The organism is Thioalkalivibrio sp. ALE28 (assembly GCF_000377425.1).
Classification (GTDB): domain Bacteria; phylum Pseudomonadota; class Gammaproteobacteria; order Ectothiorhodospirales; family Ectothiorhodospiraceae; genus Thioalkalivibrio.
The window spans coordinates 203,659-225,994 of record NZ_KB898096.1 but is presented as its reverse complement, the minus strand read 5'-3'; the positions used below and the strand labels follow the sequence as shown (position 1 = coordinate 225,994).

The 22,336-nt window shown below is 66.3% G+C and carries 17 protein-coding genes and 1 tRNA gene; 2 read left to right on the top strand and 16 right to left on the bottom strand.

The window, feature by feature from the left end; genetic code table 11:
• The first annotated feature begins 75 nt into the window (after positions 1-75).
• Positions 76-1,986 carry a methyl-accepting chemotaxis protein gene (locus D105_RS0106155; protein WP_018877857.1) on the top strand — a complete coding sequence of 637 codons (1,911 nt, stop codon included), beginning with the start codon at positions 76-78 and terminating at the stop codon, positions 1,984-1,986.
• 430 nt (positions 1,987-2,416) lie between these two features.
• On the opposite strand, the gene D105_RS0106150 is transcribed toward D105_RS0106155, so the two are convergent.
• The 11 genes from D105_RS0106150 to D105_RS0106100 form a co-directional block, all read right to left on the bottom strand.
• Complete coding sequence (locus tag D105_RS0106150) at positions 2,417-3,244, bottom strand: amidohydrolase family protein (RefSeq protein ID WP_018877856.1); 828 nt, start codon at positions 3,242-3,244, stop codon at positions 2,417-2,419.
• 22 nt (positions 3,245-3,266) lie between these two features.
• The gene (locus D105_RS0106145) at positions 3,267-3,701 is read right to left on the bottom strand and encodes a glutathione S-transferase N-terminal domain-containing protein (RefSeq protein WP_018867280.1); all 435 of its coding nucleotides are present in this window, start codon (positions 3,699-3,701) and stop codon (positions 3,267-3,269) included.
• Between the two features lie 441 nt (positions 3,702-4,142).
• Positions 4,143-4,748 (bottom strand): DsrE family protein, encoded by a 606-nt coding sequence (locus D105_RS0106140; RefSeq protein ID WP_018867281.1) that lies wholly within the window; start codon positions 4,746-4,748, stop codon positions 4,143-4,145.
• A 67-nt stretch (positions 4,749-4,815) separates the two neighbouring features.
• Entirely contained in the window at positions 4,816-5,538 is a 723-nt protein-coding gene (phoU, locus tag D105_RS0106135; RefSeq protein WP_018867282.1) for a phosphate signaling complex protein PhoU, read from the bottom strand.
• A gap of 26 nt (positions 5,539-5,564) precedes the next feature.
• Positions 5,565-6,395, bottom strand: a complete 831-nt coding sequence (pstB, locus tag D105_RS0106130; RefSeq protein ID WP_018867283.1) for a phosphate ABC transporter ATP-binding protein PstB — start codon at positions 6,393-6,395, stop codon at positions 5,565-5,567.
• 349 nt (positions 6,396-6,744) lie between these two features.
• Positions 6,745-8,412 (bottom strand): phosphate ABC transporter permease PstA, encoded by a 1,668-nt coding sequence (gene pstA, locus D105_RS0106125; protein ID WP_018877855.1) that lies wholly within the window; start codon positions 8,410-8,412, stop codon positions 6,745-6,747.
• Between the two features lie 27 nt (positions 8,413-8,439).
• Complete coding sequence (locus D105_RS0106120) at positions 8,440-10,710, bottom strand: ABC transporter permease subunit (protein ID WP_018877854.1); 2,271 nt, start codon at positions 10,708-10,710, stop codon at positions 8,440-8,442.
• A gap of 239 nt (positions 10,711-10,949) precedes the next feature.
• Positions 10,950-11,918, bottom strand: a complete 969-nt coding sequence (locus tag D105_RS0106115) for a PstS family phosphate ABC transporter substrate-binding protein (RefSeq protein WP_018867286.1) — start codon at positions 11,916-11,918, stop codon at positions 10,950-10,952.
• Positions 11,919-12,220: 302 nt separating this feature from the next.
• The gene (phoR, locus tag D105_RS0106110; protein WP_018877853.1) at positions 12,221-13,564 is read right to left on the bottom strand and encodes a phosphate regulon sensor histidine kinase PhoR; all 1,344 of its coding nucleotides are present in this window, start codon (positions 13,562-13,564) and stop codon (positions 12,221-12,223) included.
• A 15-nt stretch (positions 13,565-13,579) separates the two neighbouring features.
• Positions 13,580-14,269 (bottom strand): phosphate regulon transcriptional regulator PhoB, encoded by a 690-nt coding sequence (gene phoB / locus D105_RS0106105; RefSeq protein ID WP_018877852.1) that lies wholly within the window; start codon positions 14,267-14,269, stop codon positions 13,580-13,582.
• Between the two features lie 108 nt (positions 14,270-14,377).
• Positions 14,378-15,163: a 3',5'-cyclic-nucleotide phosphodiesterase gene (locus D105_RS0106100; protein ID WP_018877851.1), complete on the bottom strand. Its 786-nt coding sequence runs from the start codon at positions 15,161-15,163 to the stop codon at positions 14,378-14,380.
• A 548-nt stretch (positions 15,164-15,711) separates the two neighbouring features.
• On the opposite strand from D105_RS0106100, the gene D105_RS0106095 reads away from it, so the two are divergent.
• A tRNA-Ala gene (locus tag D105_RS0106095) sits at positions 15,712-15,787 on the top strand.
• A gap of 50 nt (positions 15,788-15,837) precedes the next feature.
• Here D105_RS0106095 and D105_RS0106090 read toward each other — a convergent pair.
• From D105_RS0106090 to D105_RS0106070, 5 genes are all read right to left on the bottom strand, one after another.
• Positions 15,838-18,303, bottom strand: coding sequence for an EAL domain-containing protein (locus tag D105_RS0106090; RefSeq protein ID WP_018877850.1), 2,466 nt, complete (start codon positions 18,301-18,303; stop codon positions 15,838-15,840).
• A 130-nt stretch (positions 18,304-18,433) separates the two neighbouring features.
• Entirely contained in the window at positions 18,434-18,880 is a 447-nt protein-coding gene (gene cynS / locus D105_RS0106085; RefSeq protein WP_018867291.1) for a cyanase, read from the bottom strand.
• 33 nt (positions 18,881-18,913) lie between these two features.
• On the bottom strand, positions 18,914-19,825 hold the full coding sequence (locus D105_RS0106080; RefSeq protein ID WP_018867292.1) for an ABC transporter ATP-binding protein: 912 nt from the start codon (positions 19,823-19,825) through the stop codon (positions 18,914-18,916).
• Between the two features lie 29 nt (positions 19,826-19,854).
• The gene (ntrB, locus tag D105_RS0106075) at positions 19,855-20,703 is read right to left on the bottom strand and encodes a nitrate ABC transporter permease (RefSeq protein ID WP_018877849.1); all 849 of its coding nucleotides are present in this window, start codon (positions 20,701-20,703) and stop codon (positions 19,855-19,857) included.
• 3 nt (positions 20,704-20,706) lie between these two features.
• Complete coding sequence (locus tag D105_RS0106070) at positions 20,707-22,161, bottom strand: ABC transporter substrate-binding protein (protein WP_018877848.1); 1,455 nt, start codon at positions 22,159-22,161, stop codon at positions 20,707-20,709.
• Positions 22,162-22,336 lie beyond the last annotated feature (175 nt).

Sequence of the window (22,336 nt, the reverse complement as noted above, 5' to 3'; positions counted from 1 at the left end):
CCGCTAGGAAGGACGACTGACCTGAATCTTGATTCTGGAGCCGGCCGTGACCGGTGCAGGAAAGGACGCGCAGACATGTTTGAGAATATCCGGATTGGTGTACGGCTCATGGTGGGCATCATCGGCGTGGTCGTGCTCGCCGTGGTGCTGACGCTGGTGGTGGTGATGAACGCCCTGGGCACGATGGCGGACCGCGCCGAGCAGCGCGAGCTGAACGACCTGGCCGGACAGTTGCTGGATCGGCTGGACCAGGAGGCGGCGCGAGCCACGGCGATGGCCGAGACGGTCGCCCGCATCCCGGATATCCAGGAGGCATTGGCCACGGGCGATCGCGAACGGCTGGCTGCGATGACCGTGCCGACCTTCGAGTCGCTGAGCACGGACTACGGGGTGCGCCAGTACCAGTTCCATACGCCGCCGGCGACGTCCTTCCTGCGCGTGCATCGTCCGGACCGCTTCGATGACGACCTGTCCGGCTTCCGCCAGACCGTGGTCGATACCAACAATAACCAGGCGCCGATCTCCGGTCTGGAAGAGGGTGTGGCGGGCCTCGGGATTCGAGGTGTCGTGCCGATCGCCCATAACGGTGAGCACGTGGGCTCGGTGGAGTTTGGCCTGTCCTTCGGTGATCCCTTCTTCGAGCAGTTTACCGAGGAGCTGGGGGCGCCGGTCGCGCTGTACCTGCGGGACGACGGACGTTTCAGCCGCTTTGGCGGCACCATCGATGGCGAGGCCACCTTCAGCGCCGCCGAGATGCGCGAGGTGCTCGGTGGCGAGCGACACGTGCGCAACGTGACCTACCAGGGCAAGCCGATGGCGGTGATCGCGCGGCCGGTGATGGACTTCTCCGGGGACGCGGTGGGCGTCCTCGAGCTGATGGTCGATCGCAGTGCCTATGTCGACATGGCGCGCAATGCCACAGGTACCGTGGTGATGGTCGGCGTGATTGCTGTGGTCCTGGGCGCGCTGCTGGCCTGGTTCCTGACGCGCAGCATCGTGCGGCCGTTGTGCCAGACCGTGGACCGGCTGAACGACATCGCTAGTGGCGAAGGGGACCTGACGCGTCAGCTGAAGGTATCCGGCAAGAACGAGCTGGGGGATCTCTCCATCGCTTTCAATAACTTCGTGGAGAAGATCCGGGTGCTGATCCAGCAGGTGGCGGCCGGTTCCGACCAGGTAGCGGCCGCGGCCAACGAGCTGTCCGCGACCAGCGAGGAGACCAACGAGCAGGTCCGCCGCCAGAAGGCGGAGACCGACCAGGTCGCCACCGCGATGAACGAGATGACGGCCACCGTGCAGGAAGTGGCCCGGAATGCGGCGGACGCCGCCGCCGCCGCGCAGACCACCGATCAGGATGCGAACGCCGGCCAGCAGGTGGTGCAGAAGACGGTCACCGCGATCAATGGCCTGTCCACTCAGGTGGACAGCGCCGCCGAGGTGGTCAGTCGTCTTTCGCAGGACGCCGAGGAGATCAACAAGGTCCTCGAGGTGATCGGCGACATTGCCGATCAGACCAACCTGCTGGCGCTGAACGCGGCGATCGAGGCCGCCCGCGCCGGCGAGCAGGGTCGCGGCTTCGCGGTGGTGGCGGACGAGGTGCGCACGCTGGCCAGCCGCACCCAGGACTCGACCCACGAGATCCAGCAGATGATCGAGCGGGTCCAGACCGGCACGCGCGAGGCGGTGCAGGCGATGGAAGACGGCCGTGCCAAGGCCCACGAGAGCGTGGAGCAGGTGAACCTGGCCGGCGAGTCGCTGGTCGCGATTACGCAATCCGTCACCCGCATCAGCGACATGAACACGCAGATCGCCAGCGCCGCCGAGGAACAGTCCACGGTGGCCGAGGAGATCAACCGCAACGTGGCCAACATCACCGAGGTGCTGGATCAGACCGCGTCGGGTTCGGAGCAGATCCGCAATGCGTCCGAGGAGCTGTCCAAGCTGGCCTCCGAGCAGCAGCAGCGCGTGGGTCAGTTCAAGGTCTGATCACGATCAGTTGCCGGGAGCCGAGCCCGCCATCCTTTTGGGGTGGCGGGCTTTTTCATGCGTGTGTGGTTGAACGGCTTGATTCACCACGAAGTGCACGAAGGCACGAAGAAGGGCTGGTTCGATGGCGAAAACCGGTCTACAGGAAGCGGGGAAGATTGGAAGCGAGATTGATGGGGTAATGGATCGGGCACGGTCTGACGGGGAGGGTTGGTTGGAGGGCTGGTGCTCGAGCGGACGCGGGCGGGGGCTTCGCGGGCGAGCCCGCTCCCACAGGGGGCTCGGCCGGCGGGCTGGACGGGTCACGGCGTCGGCCAGGCCCCGGACGGTTTTAGCCGATTCATCCTTCGAATCTTTCGGCCTTCCTGTGAACCGCCCTTGTCCTGGCCTTTCTTCGTGCCTTCGTGCGCTTCGTGGTGAATCCAGGGCTTTACGGAGCGGGGAAGAGCCGTTCGCCGTTTTCGAAGGCGATCGCGCGGGCGACGTCCTCGGGGAGTTGTTCCAGCCAGGCGCGGGTCTCGTCCTTCAGGCGCGTGTACTGTTCCCAGCGGGTGCGCGTGAAGGTGTCCACGCCGATCATGAAGCGGTCGGGGTGGGCCAGGAAGAGCTCGAACCAGGCGTCGTCGATCTGGCCGCCGGGATTGATGCGCGGGTTGCGCATGGACAGGTCCATGTTCATGCGCGGGTGGCGTTCGAGGTAGTCCTGCACCAGCGGCGGGTACGCGTAGCTGCCGGCATGGGCCCAGAGGATGCGGACCTCGGGATGGGTCGCGTAGGCGTGGTCGATTACGGCGGGGTCGCCGTGGATCATGATGGTGAGGTCGCGCGCCACGGCCAGGTCCAGCAGCTGCTCGAAACCGGGGGCGAAGCGGTCATCCGCCAGGATATGGAACTCGCCCAGGCCGCGCCATTTCACGTCGGATTCATCGAGCATGCGGGCGACGCGGTCGCCGAGATCCTCGACATGCATCCAGTCCATCTTCTTGCCCAGCCGCTGCGAAACCTCCAGGAACGGCACGATGCGCGTATCGGACCCGGCCTTGAGGCGGCGGATCAGATCGTCTTCGGGGGCCATGACGATGGCGCTGCGCACCTCGTTGGCGGCCAGGGTGCGCGCGACGTCGCTAATGCCGAAGTGTGCGGCCTCGGCCGGCCGGTAGTGCAGGTGGGCGTCAAAGATCGGCGAAGCGGCGCTGGCCGCCGCGAATGGCAGGGTCAGCAGGAGCGCGAGCAGGGAACGACGGATGGAGTGATACATGGTCTTCGGCTGTCGCTCCGGGTCAGGAACGCGGCGGGGCGTCGGTGGCGGCGGCCGGCGCGGCCTGTTGCGGATCGAAGCGCTCGCGCAGGTAACGGATGATCGCGTCGGATTCGTACAGCCAGCGCACCGAGTGGTCGTCTTCCTCGATGCGCAGGCAGGGTACCTGAAGGCGCCCGCCCTCGTTCTGCAGCTCCTCGCGCCAGGGCCCGGCGGCCTGGGCGTTGCGCAGTTCGATGTCCAGCGAAAGCCGCTGCATGGCGCGTCGGGCCTTGATGCAGAACGGGCAGGCCGGGAAGTGATAGAGGGCCAGATGGCGGGTTTGCTCGTCGACCCGGGCCTGTTCGGCCGGGTCGCGCTCGATGCCGCGCGGGCGCGAGACGCGCTCCCCGATCAGCATGAACGGGGTCAGGATCAGGCGCACGCCACGGAAGAAGGTTCGGATCAGAAATCGCATGCGGAAAGCATGCCACAGGAGACCGACGGCGTTACAGCATCCCGAAGGCCGGAGTGTTAGTCATGCTGCTGCAAGGGCGGTTTAAGGGCGGATTCACCACGAAGCGCACGAAGGCACGAAGAAGGGGCGGGTCAAGGGCGGAGAATCGATTTACAGGAAGAGGGGAAGATTGGAAGAGATATGGATCGGGTAATGGGTCTGGCAGGGCCCGGCGGGGAGGGGTGTTTTGAAGGCCGGTGGCTGAGTGGGCGCGGGCGGGGGCTTCGCGGGCAAGCCCGCTCCCACAGGGGGTTGCCCGGTGCGTTTGCCGGGTTCCGGCCGGTTCTGGCCGATCCATCCTTCGCATCTTCCAGCCTTCCTGTGAACTGCCTTTGACTTTGACCTGGCCCTTCTTCGTGCCTTCGTGCCCTTCGTGGTGAAAAAGGTCTTTCAATCAGTAGGTCAGGGATTGCCGAAGTCGAACTGCCAGGGGTCCTGTTCGGGGGCGTCGAGCAGGGAGGGGCGCAGGCGGATGATCTCGAAGCCGAGCGCGCGGTAGTCGTCGAGGCGATCCGGGGCCAGATCGGCGACCTCCACGAAGTCGGCGAAGGCGTCGGCCTCGATGCCGCGCCAGTCCGCGAAGGTGCCGCAGACGGCGACGCTTACGTCTTCGTCGCGCACCAGTGCCTCGACCTCGGCGTGCAGGCCGGGGTGCTGGCCGGCCTCGCCGCGGGTGAGGGTGAACTGCTCCGCGCCGTGGGCGACGATGGCCACCGGGAAATCCGGGTCGTCTTCGCGCAGCCGGGCGATGTTCGCGCGGATCTCGGGAAGCAGCGCGGCGAGTGCCGCGCGGTCATTCTCGATGATCTCGAAGACCACGCCGGCGGGGCGTTCGTCGCGCTCCAGCATCTCGAGTACGGCGGCCGAGGGTTCTCCCGCGGGCGCCTCTTCGGGTGCGCCGAGCGGGTTCGCGGCCAGCGCCGGCATCGCGCTCAGGATGCACAGGCACATGGCGACGAGCCCCCCGGAGCGGGACGCGAACGACTTGAGGAGGCTGTAGCTGCGCATGCCCCCATTGAAGCGGGCACCGGACCGGGACGCAAACGACCGTGTCCCGGGTGCGACGGGACCTGCCTCAGTGGCGGTCGCCGGTGGCCTCTTCGGCCATCTGGTCGTAGCTGGTGTGGCGCACGTCCTTGCCCTTGACGAAGTAGACGACGTATTCGCAGATGTTGCGGGCGCGGTCGCCGATGCGTTCCAGCGAACGGGTAGCCCAGATGATGTCCATCAGGCGCGGGACCGAATCCGGCGAGGCGGTCATCTGTTTCATCAGCTTCTGGGTGATGATCTCGTACAGGCTGTCGATCTGGATGTCCTGCTGCGCCACACGCACGGCCTGTTCAACATCCATACGGGCGAAGGCATCGAGAGCGCCGCGCGTCATCTCGCGGGCGTGCTCGCCCATGCTGGCGATGTCCGCCATCGGGGCGCTGTTGCGGTCCGCGTCCAGCAGGTGCAGGCCCATGCGGCCGACGCGCTCGGCCTCGTCGCCCATGCGTTCCAGGTCGGTGATGGTCTTGATCACCGCGATCACCAGGCGCAGGTCCGAGGCGGTCGGCTGGCGCCGCGCGAGGATGTGGGTGCATTCCTCGTCGATCTCGACCTCCTTGGCGTTGATCTGGTAGTCCGAGGTCATCACTTTTTCGGCGAGTTCGACATCCCCCTCGACCATCGCGTGGACAGCATCGGCGAGCTGCTGTTCGACCAGGCCGCCCATGGCCATCACCTGCTTGATGATGTCCTCCAGCTCGGCGTTGAACTGCTGCGAGATGTGCTGTTTGAAGAAGCTCTTGTCCATTGTGGTATCCCCTTGCGGTCGCGACGTCAGCCGAAGCGGCCGGTGATGTAGTCCTCGGTCTGCTTTTTCGCGGGCGAGGTGAACAGGGTGTCGGTGTCGGCGTATTCGATCAGTTCGCCCATGTACATGAAGGCGGTGTAGTCGGATACGCGCGCGGCCTGCTGCATGTTGTGGGTGACGATGACCAGCGTGTAGTCCTTCTTCAGCTCGATCATCAGTTCTTCGATCTTCAGCGTGGCCAGTGGGTCCAGCGCGGAGCAGGGCTCGTCCAGCAGCAGGACCTCGGGGTCGATCGCGATCGCGCGGGCGATCACCAGGCGCTGCTGCTGGCCGCCGGACAGGCCGAAGGCGTTCTCGTGCAGGCGATCCTTGACCTCGTCCCACAGCGCCGCGCGCTTGAGCGATTTCTCGACTACCTCGTCCAGCCGGCGCCGGTTCTTGACCCCCTGCAGGCGCAGGCCGTAGGCCACGTTCTCGTAGATCGACTTGGGGAACGGGTTCGGCTTCTGGAACACCATGCCGACGCGTCGGCGCAGCTCGGGGATGTCCACGGTCTTGTCGTAGATGTCCGCGCCGTCGAGCCGGATGGTGCCCTCGATGCGGGCTGCGTCGATCAGGTCGTTCATGCGGTTGAAGCAGCGCAGGAACGTGGACTTGCCGCAGCCGGACGGTCCGATGAACGCGGTGATGCGGTTTTTCGGGATGCGGATGTCGATCCCCTTGAGTGCCTGGTCCTCGCCGTAATAGAGCTTGAGGTCCTCCGCGGTCAGGCAGATGTCCTCGCGGTCGAGGTTCAGGCCGCGCGGGGCCTGGTTGTTCTGGGCCACGTTGACGGCGTGGGTCTGGGTGTCACTCATTTCGGGTACTCCATGGGGAATAGGGTTCGACGCAGCCCGTTATCGCGACGGTACGGAAAAGCACCGTCATCGCGAGGCGCGCAGCGCCGTGGCGATCTCCGTGGGTGGCCCGGGCGCTGGGCCCGACGGACGTCCGGGGTTGCGTCCGGAGGTTGCCACGGGTCCTGCGGACCCTCGCAATGACGGGAGAAGCCAGGCGTCATGGGGAGGCGCGCAGGGCCGTGGCGATCTCTGTGACGGACGCCGCAGGCGACTGGAGCGAACGTCGGGGTTGCGTCGCGAGGTTGCCGCGGCCCCTGCGGGGCCTCGCAATGACCGTGCCTGAGAGAGACGTTGTGCATGGCGCGTCTCAGTCGCTGTCGGCGCGGTACTTTTCGCGCAGGTGGTTGCGGATGGAGATCGCCGTGAGGTTGAGCACGATGATCAGCAGCACCAGGACCAGCGCGGTCGCGTAGACCAGTGGCCGGCCGGCCTCGACATTCGGACTTTTGAAGCCGACGTCGTAGATGTGGTAGCCGAGGTGCATGAAGGCGCGGTCCAGGTGGAGATACGGGAAGTTGCCGTCCACCGGGAGGTTGGGCGCCAGCTTGACCACGCCAACCAGCATCAGGGGGGCCACCTCGCCGGCGGCACGCGCCACCGCCAGGATCAGGCCGGTCATCATGGCGGGGGCGGACAGCGGCACGATCAGCCGCCACAGGGTCTCGGCCTTGGTGGCCCCGAGGGCCAGCGAGCCATGGCGGATGCTGCTGCCGATGCGGGTCAGGCCTTCCTCGGTGGACACGATCACCACGGGCAAGGTCAGCAGGGCGAGGGTCAGCGAGGCCCAGATGATCGCCGGCGAGCCGAAGGTCGGCGAGGGCAGGGCGTCCTGGAAGAAGACCTGGTCGATGTTGCCGCCGATCAGGTAGACGAAGAAGCCCAGGCCAAACACGCCGAACACGATGGAGGGGACCCCGGCGAGGTTGTTCACCGAGATGCGGATAGTGCGCACCAGCGGCCCCTGCTTGGCGTATTCGCGCAGGTAGATGGCGGCCAGCACGCCGAACGGGGTCACCACGATGGACATCAGCAGCACCATCAGCACGGTGCCGAAGATCGCCGGCAGGATGCCGCCCTCGGTGTTGGCCTCGCGCGGGAAGCCGGTCATGAAGTCCCAGAAGTTGACCACGTAGTGGCCGAGCTTCTGCACGGTGCCCATGTCGTTCGGCCACCAGGCGTTCACGATCTGGGACAGGCTGATGCTGGAACGCTGGCCATCGGCGGTCTGCAGGGTGAGCGCGTAGCGGGCGACCTCCTGGCGCAGGCGGTTGCGCTCGGCCTCAAGCTCGCTGTACTCCGCATCCAGTGCCTCGCGCTCGGCCTTGAGTGCCTCATGGCGTTCGGAACGTTCCGCGTCGGAAAGCGCGGTGTCGCGCTCCAGGCCGCGTTCGGCCAGGCGGACCTGTTCCAGCGCGTGGTTGATACGGCCGATCTCGATGCGCTCGATGCGCTCGATCTGCTGCACCAGGGAGCGGGTTTCCGGGATGCGCGCCTCGAAGGCCTCGCGGGCCGCGCTGCCCTCGGCCACCACCTCGTCGTCCACTCGGAACTCGCGGATGTAACCGTAGAAGTTGCCCCACTGCAGGCGCTCCAGGGCCACGGCATCGCGCGGTCGTTCCCACTCGGACATGAAGTCCTCGACGTACCAGCGGAAGTCGCGCGAATCGAGGTCGCGGTTGCCGCGCTTGATCAGGTGGCGGACCACGATCTCCTGGCCTTCCGGGACATCGAAGCCGGTCTCGCGCATGGCCTGGGCGGTCATGGTCTCGGAGCGCGACAGCTCGCCCATCACCCGGACGGGCTCGCTCTGCTCGGTGGTCTGGTACTCGAACTCGATGATGTCCGAGGGCCAGAAGAACGACAGGCCGTTGACCGCGATCATCATGATCAGCCCGAAGACCATCGTCAGCGACACCGCCACGGCGCCCGCGTTGAGCCAGATCCAGGGGGTGCCCGTTTTGAACCATTTATTCATCGGATCGGAGCCTGTCGTCGATGCGGTTTAGAGGGAGCTGTACTTGTTGCGCAGGCGCTGGCGCACGATCTCGGCGACCGTGTTCACGAAGAAGGTCAGCGCGAACAGCACCAGTGCGGCGAGGAACAGGATGCGGTAGTGCGTGCCACCCACCGCAGTTTCGGGCATCTCCACCGCGATGTTGGCGGAGAGCGTGCGCATGCCCTCGAAGATGTTGAAGTTCACGACCGGAGAGTTGCCGGTGGCCATCAGCACGATCATGGTCTCGCCCACGGCGCGGCCGAAGCCGATCATCACCGCGGAGAAGATCCCCGGGCTGGCGGTCAGCAGCACCACGCGTACCACGGTCTGCCATGGGGTAGCGCCCAGCGCCAGCGAGCCCTGGGTCAGGTGCTTGGGCACGTTGAAGACCGCGTCCTCGGAGATCGAGTAGATGGTCGGGATCACCGCGAAGCCCATGGCGATGCCGATGACCAGGGCGTTGCGCTGGTCGTAGGTGTAGCCGGCGTCGGTCAGCCACTGGCGGGCGTCGCCGTTGAACAGCCAGACCTCGATCAGGGGGCTCATCGACGCGGAGAACCAGCCCACCAGGATCACCACCGGGATCAGCACGGCGGCCTCCCAGCCGGCTGGGATCACGCGGCGCACGCCCTCCGGCAGCAGCCGCGTCCAGACGAAGGCGACCACCAGGATCATCAGGGGCATCAGGATCAGGATACTGGCGACCGCCGGCAGGTTGGATTCGATGTACGGGGCCAGCCAGAGCCCGGCGAGGAAGCCGAGGATGACGGTCGGCAGGGCCTCCATCAGCTCGATGCTGGGCTTGGTCAGGCTGCGCATGCGGCTGGACATGAAGTAGGCGCTGTAGATCGCCCCCATGATCGCCAGCGGGGTGGCGAACAGCATGGCGTAGAACGCGGCCTTGACCGTGCCCAGGGTCAGCGGCACCAGCGAGAACTTGGGTTCGAACTCGTCGGTCGCGGAGGACGACTGCCAGACGTAGTCACCACTGGAGCGGCCCTCGTACCAGACCTTCTGCCACAGCACGTGGAGCGAGACCTCCGGGTGCGGGTTCGACAGGCGGTGCAGGGTCCAGGTCTCGTCGGTGTCGATCGCGATCAGGAGCCGGTTGCGCGGGTCCATGTAGACCCGATGCAGGGGCTTGGTGCCGACCTGATACTGGACCAGCGTGCGCTGCGAGGTGGGGTAGTGGATGGCCAGGGCGCCACTGGCGTCCGCGGTGGCGAAGCCTTTGCGGATATATTCCGGCTGGGTGTTGGTCACGGCAGCCGCGTGACGGGGAAACTCGCGTACCCGGGTAATCCGGTTCACGTTATCGTCGTCACGCACCAGCATGTACTGCGTCACGGAGCCGTCCGACCCGCCAACCATCACCGAGACCGTACCCAGCAGATACTCCAGCGAGGTGACCTCGGCGTCCTCGCCCTCGACCACGCGACGGGTATCGATACGCTGGGCATTGCGGGGGTTGGAGATGTCGTAAAAGTGGAGGCGCCCCTGGTCGTCGCCCACCAGCATGTTGCGCCCGGTGATGTCCAGCAGGATGCGCGACGGAGTGGCGCCTTCCGGCAGGGACGGCATGTCGTGGGCGGAGCGGCGCACTTCGACCTCGCCGGTCATCATCGAGGTGCGTTCCTCGAAATTCACCAGGCGCAGGCGGCCATCGGCTGTGGCCGCGGCGACGCGGACGCCGCTGGAGCCGCGCTGAATGCCGACGACCTCGATGGCCTGGCCTTCGCCATCGACGTCCAGCAGCGAGGAACTCTCGTCCCCCAGTGGGTAGACCAGGCCGGGCTCGTAGGTGCGGCCTTCGGGGGTGAAGCTTTCGTTGTACTCGTACTCGATGGCGAGGACCTGACCATTGTCCAGTCCGATGGCGACCAGTCGGGTGCGCGGTTCGGCGGCGGTGAAGCTGGTGACCCGGGCATCGTCGGGGATTGGCAGCGACTGTTCCTGGATGATCTCGCCGCTTTCCGGACGGAAGAAAATCGCACGCCGGTCCTCGGTCAGGCGCACGGCCATCTCCCGGTGGCGGTTCACCGCCAGGTGGACGGTCCCGGTGTCGGCGCCGCCGGGGGCGCTGTACTGGGTCTGTTCCTCGAGCTCCGCGCCCAGGAACATGGGCAGCGTTTCGCTCAGCAGGTAGACGAACATCAGGGTCAGCGCGCCGACCACCGCGACGCCGAAAAAGCCGATCAGGTAGCGCGCCGAGGTGTCCTTGGCGCGGCGCCAGCGCTGGAAGCGGCCAAGGGTGGAGATCGCATGAGGTCCGGACATTCGGGATTCCCCTGAGGGTCGGCAGGCGGAAGGCTTGAGTTGGCGTGCATGCTACGGGCGCTTCGTGACAGAAAGGTGACAGCGACGTGACAGCCGCTTGAACGCCAATGGGAAGGGTTGGCGGCACAAAAAAAAGGCCCGGACGGTGTCCGGGCCTTGTGCGGTCTCGGCCGCGGCCGATGATCGCGTTGGAGCGGCCATGGGGGTGAAGCCCCGCCGGCAGGCTCCTGTGGTGGTGTTTACTCGAGGCCGAGGGCTTCGCGCTGGCGCTGGGCGACGGTCTCGGGCAGCGGCACGAAGCCGTCACGCACGACCACTTCCTGGCCCTCCTTGGACAGCACCATCTTCAGGAACTCGGCCTGGCGCGGGGCGAGGCCGTCTTCCGGGTGCTTGTTGACCGCGACGTACAGGAAGCGGGACAGCGGGTAGTCACCGGAGGCGGCGTTCTCGGCGGTCGGCTCGAAGTATTCGCCTTCGTTCTCGCCCAGGGCAACGGTGCGCACGCCGGAGGTCAGGTAGCCAATGCCGGAGTAGCCGATGCCGTTCAGCGACTCGGCGACACCCTGGACCACGGAGGCGGAACCGGGCTGCTCGTTCACGGCGTTCTTGAAGTCGCCGTCACACAGGGCGTGCTGACGGAAGTAGCCGTAGGTACCGGAGACCGCGTTACGACCGTAGATGGTGATGTCGCGGTTGGCCCAGGAGCCTTCCAGACCCAGCTGGCCCCAGCGGGTGATGTCCTCGGCACCGCCGCAGCGGCGAGTCGAGGAGAACACCGCATCCACGTCGGCGATGGACATGCCCTCGATCGGGTTGTCACGGTTGACGTAGACCGCGATGGAGTCGATGGCGACCGGCACCAGGGTCATCTCGTAGCCGTGACGCTCTTCGAACGCGGCCTGCTCGCTGTCGCGCGGCTGGCGGGACATCGGGCCGAAGTCGGCGGTGCCTTCGGTCAGGGCGGGCGGGGCAGTGGAGGTGCCGGCGCCCTGGATCTGGATGTTGACGTTCGGGTAGAAGTCCTGGAACTCCTCGGCCCACAGCGCCATCAGGTTGTTCAGGGTGTCCGAGCCTTCGCTGGACAGGTTACCGGAGATCCCGCTGACTGCCTGATAGGCCGGCAGGTTGGGGTCGACATCGGCCATCGCCGGGGTAATGGCGAGGGCGGCAGCCGCGGCGGCGGCGAGAATCGTGCGCTTGAACAGCATGGGTGTACTCCCTGGTGCTTGCTTTGAGGTTTGTTCGGAGCCGATCGGTCGGTCCTTGATGCGGGATTATCGGGAGGCTTGCTTGCAGTTGCGTGACGGCAACATGACAGCGGTGTGACATGTGGCGGGCCACTGCGGCAGCGCGGCGATCGGGGATGTGGGTCCGGCCAGACCCGGGCTATGCCCGGTAGATTGCTTCGCTGCGCTCGCAATGACGGGTTGCTGTAGCAGTCATTGCGAGGAGCGCAGCGACGCGGCAATCGGTCCGGATGGCCCGGGACCGGGAACCTTGTGGATGCTCGTCAGGCCCCCGCCGGGTCTTCCTGGCTGGATCGGTCGGCGGCTTCGGCGTGGCGAATGCGGCTCAGGGGGAACAGGCAGGTGAAGCGGCTGCCCTGGCCGACCTGGCTCTCGATCGCGAGGTGGCCGTCGTGGCGGGCAAGGACGTGCTTGACGATGGCAAGCCCCAGTCCGGTGCCGCCGCGGGACTGAGTGCGTCCGGCGTCGACCCGGTAGAAGCGTTCGGTCAGCCGACCGAGGTGATGGCTGGCAATGCCGGGGCCGGTGTCGTCGACGATCAGGCGCGCACCGTCAGGATCGGCTCGCCATTTCAGGGTGATTGTGGTCCCGCCGGGGGTGTACTTGACCGCATTGAACATCAGGTTCGCGCAGGCGGAACGCAGCTCGTCCGAATTCCCCCGAAATTCCAGCGTGGGGTCGGCGTCAAGGACGATCCGATGGGCCTCCGTGCCCGACAGCAGCCGCGCCTCCTCGGTCAGTTTCTGCAGCATCGGTAGCGGGTTGAACCAGTCCTGCGGGCCGGTGGTTTCGCCGGTTTCCAGGCGCGAGAGCAGTAGCAGGTCGTCCACCAGCAGCTTCATGCGTTCCGACTGTTCGCGCAGCATCTGCACCGAGCGGGTCAGTTCGGGCTGGTCCTCCAGCGCGTCTTCCAGTGTCTCGGTAACGCCGTAGAGCACGGTCAGCGGCGTGCGCAGCTCGTGCGAGACATTCGCGATGAAGTCGCGGCGCATCACCTCGAGGCGATGCAGGTGGGTGGTGTCGCGCGCCAGCAGCAGGTACTGCGCATCGCCGTAGGGGAGCATGCGCATCTCCAGCTGGCGCTCGTGATCCAGTGGCGAGGGTACCGTGACGCGGGCCAGCGATTCGCGGGCACGCTCCATAAAGGCCAGGAACTCCGGATGGCGCAGCAGGTGGGTGATGCGCTGGCCCTCGTCGCGCGGCCAGTTGAGCCCGAGCAGCTGGCAGGCCATGTCGTTCAGCCACTCGATGCGCAGGTCGTCGTTCAGGACGATCACGGCGTCGGGCATGGCCTTGGCCGAGTCGCGGTAGCGCTCCAGCAGCTGGCGCAGGCGGTGTACCCGGTTTTCGTGGCGTTTGCGGCGGCGGTAGAGGTGGTCGAAGATCGTGCCCCACAGGCCGCGCACGTCGGGCGGGTCCGCGCGCCCGCCGCGGCGCAGCCAGGTCTCCAGCCACAGCAGGTTGGCGATGTTCCACGCCAGCGCAGCGCCCAGCAGAAAGGCGACCGTAGGCCAGAACTGGCCGGTGGCCCAGCCCAGCGCCAGGATCGGCAGTGCGATCAGCAGGCTGGTAATGAGGATGTCGGGCCAGGTCTTGCGAGGCTGCACGGGGACCGCCGGGCGTCAGGGAGTCTGCGAGAAACGGTACCCCGAACCGCGCACGGTCTGCACCAGATGATCATGGCCGGAGTCGGCCAGCGCCTTGCGCAGGCGGCGGATGTGCACGTCCACCGTGCGTTCTTCCACGTACACGTTGGTGCCCCAGACCTTGTCCAGCAGCTGTTCGCGACTGAATACGCGGTCCTGATGGGTCATGAAGAAGTGCAGCAGGTTGTACTCGGTCGGGCCCATGCTGATGGCCTCGCCGTTGCCGGTAATGCGGTGCGAGACCGGGTCCAGGCGCAGGCCCTCAATCTCGATGGGCTCCTCGCTGGTGGTCGGCGAGGTGCGGCGCAGCACGGCCTTCATGCGTGCGACCAGCTCGCGCGGCGAGAACGGTTTGGTTACGTAGTCGTCGGCGCCGACATCCAGGCCGCGCACGCGGTCCTCTTCCTCGCCGCGTGCGGTCAGCATGATCAGCGGGATGTCCTTGGTGACGGGACTGGCCTTGAGGGTGCGCGCCCAGTCGATGCCGCTGATGTCCGGCAGCATCCAGTCCAGCAGGATCAGGTCCGGCGGGTCTTCCAGCAGCAGCGATTTCGCGCTGCGCACGTCGCCGGCCTCGCGGACCTCGTAGCCGGCCTTCTGGAACGGCAGCTGCAGCATCTCGCGGATTGCCGTGTCATCCTCCACCAGCAGAATTCGAGTGGCCATGGCCCTGTCTCGTGATTGCCTGCTCCGCATTAGATAACAGGCATGTTACAGCCTTGTGAACGCGGGTGATGTCTGAATCCGCCGAACCGGCCGGGGCCTTCGGTCTTGTTACGAGTGCGCGCCGAGTTCGAAGCGTTCGTCGCCGTGCAGGAAGATCATGCCGTCATGGTGGGGCGAACGGGCGAGTTGCTGGCGGATGGCCTGTTCATGGCCGGGCTTCAGGTGCGTGATGGCGATGCGCGGGCGGTGCTCCAGTAGCGCGAGGTCCTCGCCCAGGTGCTGCGGCGTGTAGTGCTTGGCCAGGTCGGCCATGCCCTCCATCTCGTCCGGGAGGCCGGTCTCGATCATCAGCAGGTCGAGGTGGGGCAGGGCGTTGAGGGCGGGCCAGAGCTGATGCGAGGAGGTGGTATCGCCGCTGAAGGCGAATGCGGCGCCTTCGTGGTTGGTGACGCTGTAGCCCACGGCCGGTACCGTATGCCGTGCCGGAAGCACACGGATCTCGCGATCGCCGGCGGTAATGGTCTGTCCGGGCTGCAGGGACTCCAGCCGGATCAGGGGCTGGTCGGGGCGGGGCAGGCGCGTGAAGTCCGGCCAGATCACCCAGTTGAACACGTGGTCGCAGAGCGCCTTCAGCGTGGCGGGTAGCCCATGCACGTGGATGGGTTCGGCATTCGGGCTGTAGACCATGTCCGCCAGCATGGGCAGGAAGGCGATGTGGTCCAGGTGCGAGTGGGTCAGGAAGACATGGCGGATGCGGCGCAATTCTTCCAGGCTCAGATCGCCCACGCCGCTGCCGGCATCGATCAGGATGTCGTCGTCGATGAGGATGGACGTGGTGCGCCGGCCGGGGCCAATCCCGCCACTGGCGCCCAGGATGCGAACGGTCAAGCTCATGCGGCGTAGTATATCCAGCCGGCGGCGGGCCGTCCCGCGGCTGGATTGGGGGAGTGCGAGCCGACGCCGGACACCCCTAGGGAAACACGGATCCATGTACACGCTCGCGCTCGAGTCGCTTTTGCGTGCGAACAAGGCGCGGTGACTGCGGTGCAGTCATTCTGCACAAGGGAGCCGCAACGCCGTGCGCGCGCCCGTTTTTGATCACAACGGGCGGCCGAGCCCCTTCGGGGTTGGCACCCCAGGTTCCCCGATCCTGCGTTGCGGCCCGCATCCATCAAAAACGGGCCGGTAGAACCTCTACCGGCTGCGCACCGCGCCTTGTCTCGGAAAACCTGGGCTGCCAACGCGAGCGTGTACATGGATCCGTGTTTCCCTGGGTGCTGGATGTGGCTGACGGACATGCCTCAATGCTAGACCCAGTCCAGCCCCGGCTTCCGTGACGTGTCGCTCGAAAAGGCGATTTCGCGGGCGATATGCGCAGACGAAAGTTGCACCGACGGGTCTTCCCGCCACCCGGTGGAGTTGCTAGAATGCGCGTCCTGTTTGGGGCGGTAGCTCAGCTGGGAGAGCGTCGCGTTCGCAATGCGAAGGTCGGGAGTTCGATCCTCCTCCGCTCCACCAAACACCTGAAAAAGGCCTGCCTCGTGCAGGCCTTTTTCTTTTTGGGCGGGTTATGGGCCCGCGTGGCGCCGGGGCAATGTTCGTCTGCGCGGTGCGGTCCGGCGGGCGAAGTGCTCGGGCGCGTGCTGGCGCACGAGTGCGGCGAGGGCATCGGCCGGCAGGGGGCGGCTGCACAGGTAGCCCTGCCAGGCATCGCAGCCCTGGGTGGCGAGAAAGCCGAGTTGCGCGGCGTTTTCCACCCCCTCGGCGAGAACATCCAGCCCGAGGTTGTGCGCCATGCCGATGATGGTGACGGCCAGCTCGGCGTCGCTGCGATCCTCGGGCAGGTCGCGCACAAAGGTCTGGTCGATCTTCAGGATGTCGATGGCGAATTCCTTCAGGTAGGCCAGCGACGAATAGCCCGTGCCGAAATCGTCGATGGCCAGTGCCACGCCCAGTTGCTTGAGCTGTTGCAGGGTGCCGCGGGTCGTCTCGGCCTGTTCCATCAGCGTGCTTTCGGTCAGCTCGAGGGTCAGGCGTCGGGCCGGGAGACCGGTTTCCTGCAGGACCTGTCGGACCTGGTGAAGCAGGCCCGGTGCGGCGACCTGGCGGGCCGACAGGTTGACCGAGATCTCCAGCGGCGGCAGTCCGGCCCGGTCCCAGTCAACGACCTGACGACAGGCCTCGCGCAGGACGAACGCGCCGACATCCACGATCAGCCCGGTCTCCTCGGCTAGCGGGATGAAGGTATCCGGTGCGATCAGACCTCGTTCCGGATCGCGCCAGCGTACCAGGGCCTCGACACCTGTGATCGCGCCCGAGGCGGTCTTCAGCTGGGGCTGGTAGAACACCTCCAGTTCGCCCTGTACCAGCGCGCGGCGCAGGCGGTTCTCGATCTCCAGGCGCTGGCTGGCCGCATCGGTTAGGGCGGTGCGGTAGAAGCGGAAGGTATTGCGTCCCGCGTCCTTGGCCTCGTACATCGCGGCATCGGCCTGGGTGATCAGGTCGCCGGCCTCGGTGGCATTGTCCGGAAACAGGGCAATGCCGATGCTGGCGCCCACCTGGAGGTCGCTCCAGCCCCCGACGGCGAAGGGTTCCGCGATCAGCGCCAGCAACTGGCGGGCGCGCGCCTCGAGTTCCCGGTGATCGGCCGCGTCTTCGATGATCACAACGAACTCGTCGCCGCCGATGCGCGCGATGGTGCGCGCCTCGAAACGCGTCTTCAGGCGCTCGCCGAGGATTTGCAGCAGGTCATCGCCGACCCGGTGACCCAGGCTGTCGTTGACGGTCTTGAAGCGGTCGAGATCGACGAACAGGATGGCCAGGCATCCGTTCGCGTCACGGGCCTGCTGCATGGCATCGTGCAGGCACTCCTGCAGCAGCGTGCGGTTGGGCAGGCCGGTAAGCGGGTCGTGGCCGGCCTGGTAGGCCAGTTCGGCCTCGTGTGTGCGCAGGCGGGCCTCGGCCGCCCGGCGCTGCTCGACCTCCAGCGACAGCCGGGTGGTGAGACGCCGGTAATAAAGCGCGGCGAGGCCGCTCAGCAGCAACAGGCCCGCCAGGAACCCCAGCAGGACCTCGGGTCGGGCCTCCCAGTAGGCGCGCAGGTCGACCACCACCGGACGGTCGTAGGGCGGACGGCCGAGTTCTTCCAGCAGGGTGTGAACCGAGGCATAGGACAACGGCGCCGACCAGCCGTGGTAGCCGCCGGCGCGCACCGCGGGATGGTCGGACGGCAGGCTCAGCAGGGCGATGCTCACCGCCTCCGCCAGCGGATCCGGCGTGTGTTCCAGGCGCGAGAAGGGCCATTCCGGATACAGGCGGGTGGAGTGGGCGAACGGGAACTCCGCGGTCTCCCGGGGTTCCAGGACGCGCAGTGCCCCCGGGGCGAGGGTGTCGGCCCGGAGCTGGCCCTCCAGTACGCCGGTGCGCACGATGCCGGCATCGGCGTCTCCGGCGAGCAGCCCCTCGATCACGCGGTGGTGTGGCATGCCGGTGAATTCAAGGGCGGCGAGATCGTCCTGTGGCTCCACGCCCGCGTTACGCAGCGCCTCGTGGCCCGCCAGCCAGCCGCCCAGCGAGTCCGCGTCCACGGCCAGCAGTCGCTGGCCTCTCAGGTCGTCCAGGGACTGAAGATCCGCGCGGTCGTCACGCACCAGGATGGTCCCGCCGAACTGGCGGATAGGCTGGCCCTGTTCCTCGGCGATCAGGGTGGCCAGGCGGGTAATGCCCTGTCCGGCCTCCAGGCGTACGTAATGTCCGGTGTTGGTCAGGACGAAATCGATGTCGCGCGCGGCGACGGCCCGATTCAGCTCCGGGTAGTTCAGGGCCTGGATACGGAATTCGGCCGAGTCGATCTGCGCGCTCAGGTAGTCGGCGGTGGGCTGCCACTGGGCAGCGGTCTGGCCGGCGTCGAGGAAGGCCAGCACACCAATGGTGTACACCTCGGCACCGTCATGATCTCCGGCCATCGCCGGCGCGGCGCCGTACAGCGCGGAGAGCAGGGTCAGCAGACGGGAGAGGGGGGACCGGAGGCGCATCGGCAAGAGCCTACTATGAGAAGGGACTTGCCGTACACGCTCCCGGCTGGAGGGCCGTACTTGACCGGCCTGTGGATGAGGGGCGATCACGCGGCAAGCAAGGTCGCCGCCGCGTGACCGGAGGGGTGGACTACCAGCTCTTGTAGGGCAGGAACTTGCCGTTCCAGGTGATCTTCACACGGTCGCCCTTGGGGTCCTCGACCTTGTCGATGTCCATGGTGAAGTCGATCGCGCTCATGATGCCGTCGCCGAACTTCTCGTGGATCAGGGCCTTCATGGTGTCGCCGTAGACGTTGATGGCCTCGTAGAAGCGGTAGAGCACCGGGTCGGTCGGGATGGTCTTGTCCCAGTCCTTGTGCGGGAAGACCTGCAGGGCCTGGGCGACCTCCGGGCCAAGCCCCAGGAAAGTGGCCAGTTTGTCGGCCTGGTCGCTCTCCAGGTGATTCATGCCGTAGCAGGCGGAGGTCACATAGACCTCGTGCAACCCGGTGGCCTCGGCGATCGCGGCCCAGGTGGTGCCGCGGTTCTCTTTCGCCTCGAGGATGGTGGTGGTCATGGCGCTCTTGCTGAGACTCATCGTGTGCTCCTTGAAAGGGATAGAGGGAAGGGTTCAGACCGCGCGGACCATGCGCGGGCCGGGTTCGGGATCGGCCTCGGGCCGGGCCGGGTTGACGATGCGCGGACGGTGGCGCGGATTTTCGCCGCGGGCGGCCGCCTCCTGAGCCTTCGCGGACATCGCCTTGGCGCCGTCAACCAGGAAGTCCACCAGGTGGTTGCGGATCGGGTAGTAGGCCTCCTCCTGATGCAGGGTGGCCCGTTTCCGCGGGCGCGGGATGTCGATCTTGACCGACTCGGCGACCTGGGCATGCGGACCGTTGGTCATCAGCAGCACGCGGTCGGCCAGCAGGATCGCCTCGTCCACGTCGTGGGTGATCATGAACACGGTCTGGTGGGTCTCCGACCAGATCTTCAGGAGTTCTTCCTGGATGACGCCGCGGGTCAGGGCGTCCAGGGCCCCGAACGGCTCGTCCATCAGCAGCAGTTTGGGTTCGATGGCAAAGGCGCGGGCAATCCCCACGCGCTGGCGCATGCCCCCGGAGAGCTGAGCGGGCTTGCGGTCCATCGCATGATCCAGGCCCACCATGTGCAGATACTTCTCCGCGTGTTCGCGGCGCTTGGCCTTGCTCCAGTGCGGCCAGCGGGCGCGCACCGCGAACATCACGTTGTCGCGGGCCGACAGCCAGGGCAGCAGGCTGTGGTTCTGGAAGATCACGCCCTGGTCGAGGCTCGGGCCCTTGATCTCCTTGTTGTCCATGATCACGTTGCCGTCGGTGGGGGTGGCCAGGCCGGCGAGCACGTTGAGGATGGTGGACTTGCCGCAGCCGGAGTGACCGATCAGGCAGACGAATTCGCCCTTTTCGATGTCCAGGTCGACCCCCTCGAACACCGTCATCAGGTCGTTCGAGTCGGGCTGCGGGAAACGCTGGCTCAGGTTCTCGATTTCGAGGAATCCCTTGCTCATGGTTGTACTCCTGGTTGGGCTGCGCCGACTCAGTCGGCGTAGCGCACGAGTTTGGTGGCCTGGGCGAGGGAGGCATCCAGCAGGAAGCCAACAATGCCGATCATGATGATCGCGAAGATCACGCTGGCGAGATCGAGGTTGTTCCACTCGTTCCAGATGTAGTAGCCGATGCCGGTGCCGCCCACGAGCATCTCGGCGGCGACGATGACCAGCCAGGCAATGCCGATGGAGATGCGCATGCCGGTCAGGATGGTCGGGGCCGCGGCGGGCAGGATCACCGTGAAGGCCGTACGCAGGTTGGATAGCTCGTGGGTCTTCGCCACGTTCAGCCAGTCATTGCGCACCGAGGCGACGCCGTAGGCCGTGTTCACCAGCATTGGCCAGATCGAGCAGATGAAGATCACGAAGATGGCCGACATGTTGGAATCGCGAATCACGAACAGGGCAAGCGGCATCCAGGCGAGCGGCGAGATCGGCTTGAGGATCTGGATGTAGGGATCGAACGCCTTGTTCAGCAGCGGCGACATGCCGATCACGAAGCCGAGCGGGATGGCGATCAGCGCGGCCAGGGCAAAGCCCAGCAGCACGCGGTAGATCGAGTAGGCCAGCTGGATGCCGATGCCCTTGTCGTTCGGACCCGCGTCGTAGAACGGGTTGCTCAGTTCATTGAAGGCGTGGCTGAACACCTGCGTCGGGGCGGGGATGCCGCTGCTGGAACTGCGGTCCGTGCCACCTCCCATCAGCTGTTCGTATTCGCTCAGCTCGCCCTGCTGGGGCGCGAGGACCTCCGGGGCGGTGGCGAGCTGCCACACACCCAGGAAGACCACGAGCATTACCAGCGACAGGACAGTTGCCCGGAAGTTGAGATTGCTCAACATGGCTTAGCTCCTGCGGATTTCGAAGCTGTCGAGATAGCCTTCCGGGTCGGTGTAGTCGAACACCTTGCCCATGATCTCGAAGTTCTTGTACGTGTCGCTGGGGGCCTCGTAGCCCAGCTCGGTCATGACCTCGGCACATTCGCTGGCCAGGAACACGTCTTCCGCCAGGCGGTTGTAGTCGAAGTCGCGATCCACGTAGCCCCAGCGCTTCATCTGGGTGAGGATCCAGGTCGCCATCGAGTGCCAGGGGAAGGGGTCGAAGTCGATCCGGTGCGGGTCGTTCTGCACGTTGCCCAGGCCGTCGGCGTAGCGACCGGTGAGCACCTGTTCGACCACCGACTGCGGCTGGTTGAGGTAGGCGCGCGGGGAGATGGCCTCGGCGATCTCGGCGCGGTTGTTGATGTCCGAGCTGTACTGCGTGGCCTCGATCAGCGAGCGGAACAGGGCCCCGAAGGTGTTGGGATGCTCGTCGGCCCAGGCCGCGGAGCAGGCGAAGGCGCAGCACGGGTGCCCATCCCAGATATCCTTGGTCAGCATGTGAATGAAGCCGATGCCGTCCCAGACCGCGCGCTGGTTGAACGGGTCGGGGGCCAGGTAGCCGTCGACGTTCTCGGCGCGCAGGTTGGCCACCATCTCCGGCGGCGGGACGACGCGGATGCTGATATCGCGATCCGGGTCCAGCCCGTGTTCGGCGACCAGGTAGCGCAGCAGGAAGTTGTGCATGGAGTACTCGAAGGGCACGGCGAAGGTGAAGCCCTTCCAGTCCTTCGGGTCACGCTTGTCCTTGTGCTTGTTGTGCAGGGTGATGGCCTGGCCGTTGATGTTCTCGACCGCCGGCATGATGTAGTGCTCGCGCGAGGAGCCCGAGCCCAGGGTCATGGACAGCGGCATCGGCGAGAGCATGTGCGAGGCGTCGTATTCACCCGACAGCGACATGTCGCGGGCGACGGCCCAGCCGGCGGTCTTGATCACGTCCACGTCGAGGCCGTGGCGCTCGTAGAAGCCCATCGGGTGGGCCATGATGATGGGGGTGGCGCAGGTGATCGGCACGAAGCCGACGCGCAGCTTGGTCTTCTCCAGCGGCCCGCCGTCCTTGATCGCGGCCTTCACCTTGTCGAGCGGCAGTATGGAACCCAGAGCCGCGGCCAAGGTGCCGCCGCCCAGCATCTGCAGGAAGCGGCGACGGTTGATCTCGTTGTGGCCGAACATGCCGCGGACGATGGCGCTTTCCACGGCGCGGTCGATCATGCCCTCGTCGCTCAGGTCCTCGCCAGTCTGGTGGGCGTCGGCCTGCACGGGGTCATGGGTGGCGCGGTGCTCCAGTTTTTCTTCCAGGTCCGGGGACGCGGTGTCGAAGCAACTGCAGCTCCCGGGGCCGGTATGGCCGTGGCGGCAGCTGGAGCCATGGCGCAGGTCGGCATTGGCGTCAAAGGGATCGTGAAGACTCTTGGTCGGCATGGTCGGCTCTCCTCGTGGCTCGAATCGATGCGGGCATCGTTGCCGCGCATGTCGAGAGTCTTTGCAGGTGCCATGCCAACGGGTGGAAACGGTTGCACCGGGGCCCCCACAGTGCCACGGCCGGCCGACACTTTGACGTCATTTCGGGCAATGCGGACGAATCGTCCCTTGGCGC

Bases quoted from the DNA above. Each gene is read 5' to 3' on its own strand.
- D105_RS0106155 (WP_018877857.1), top strand. From the start codon at position 76: ATGTTTGAGAATATCCGGATTGGTGTACGGCTCATGGTGGGCATCATC.
- D105_RS0106150 (WP_018877856.1), bottom strand. From the start codon at position 3,244: ATGTATCACTCCATCCGTCGTTCCCTGCTCGCGCTCCTGCTGACCCTG.
- D105_RS0106145 (WP_018867280.1), bottom strand. From the start codon at position 3,701: ATGCGATTTCTGATCCGAACCTTCTTCCGTGGCGTGCGCCTGATCCTG.
- D105_RS0106140 (WP_018867281.1), bottom strand. From the start codon at position 4,748: ATGCGCAGCTACAGCCTCCTCAAGTCGTTCGCGTCCCGCTCCGGGGGG.
- phoU (WP_018867282.1), bottom strand. From the start codon at position 5,538: ATGGACAAGAGCTTCTTCAAACAGCACATCTCGCAGCAGTTCAACGCC.
- pstB (WP_018867283.1), bottom strand. From the start codon at position 6,395: ATGAGTGACACCCAGACCCACGCCGTCAACGTGGCCCAGAACAACCAG.
- pstA (WP_018877855.1), bottom strand. From the start codon at position 8,412: ATGAATAAATGGTTCAAAACGGGCACCCCCTGGATCTGGCTCAACGCG.
- D105_RS0106120 (WP_018877854.1), bottom strand. From the start codon at position 10,710: ATGTCCGGACCTCATGCGATCTCCACCCTTGGCCGCTTCCAGCGCTGG.
- D105_RS0106115 (WP_018867286.1), bottom strand. From the start codon at position 11,918: ATGCTGTTCAAGCGCACGATTCTCGCCGCCGCCGCGGCTGCCGCCCTC.
- phoB (WP_018877852.1), bottom strand. From the start codon at position 14,269: ATGGCCACTCGAATTCTGCTGGTGGAGGATGACACGGCAATCCGCGAG.
- D105_RS0106100 (WP_018877851.1), bottom strand. From the start codon at position 15,163: ATGAGCTTGACCGTTCGCATCCTGGGCGCCAGTGGCGGGATTGGCCCC.
- D105_RS0106090 (WP_018877850.1), bottom strand. From the start codon at position 18,303: ATGCGCCTCCGGTCCCCCCTCTCCCGTCTGCTGACCCTGCTCTCCGCG.
- cynS (WP_018867291.1), bottom strand. From the start codon at position 18,880: ATGAGTCTCAGCAAGAGCGCCATGACCACCACCATCCTCGAGGCGAAA.
- D105_RS0106080 (WP_018867292.1), bottom strand. From the start codon at position 19,825: ATGAGCAAGGGATTCCTCGAAATCGAGAACCTGAGCCAGCGTTTCCCG.
- ntrB (WP_018877849.1), bottom strand. From the start codon at position 20,703: ATGTTGAGCAATCTCAACTTCCGGGCAACTGTCCTGTCGCTGGTAATG.
- D105_RS0106070 (WP_018877848.1), bottom strand. From the start codon at position 22,161: ATGCCGACCAAGAGTCTTCACGATCCCTTTGACGCCAATGCCGACCTG.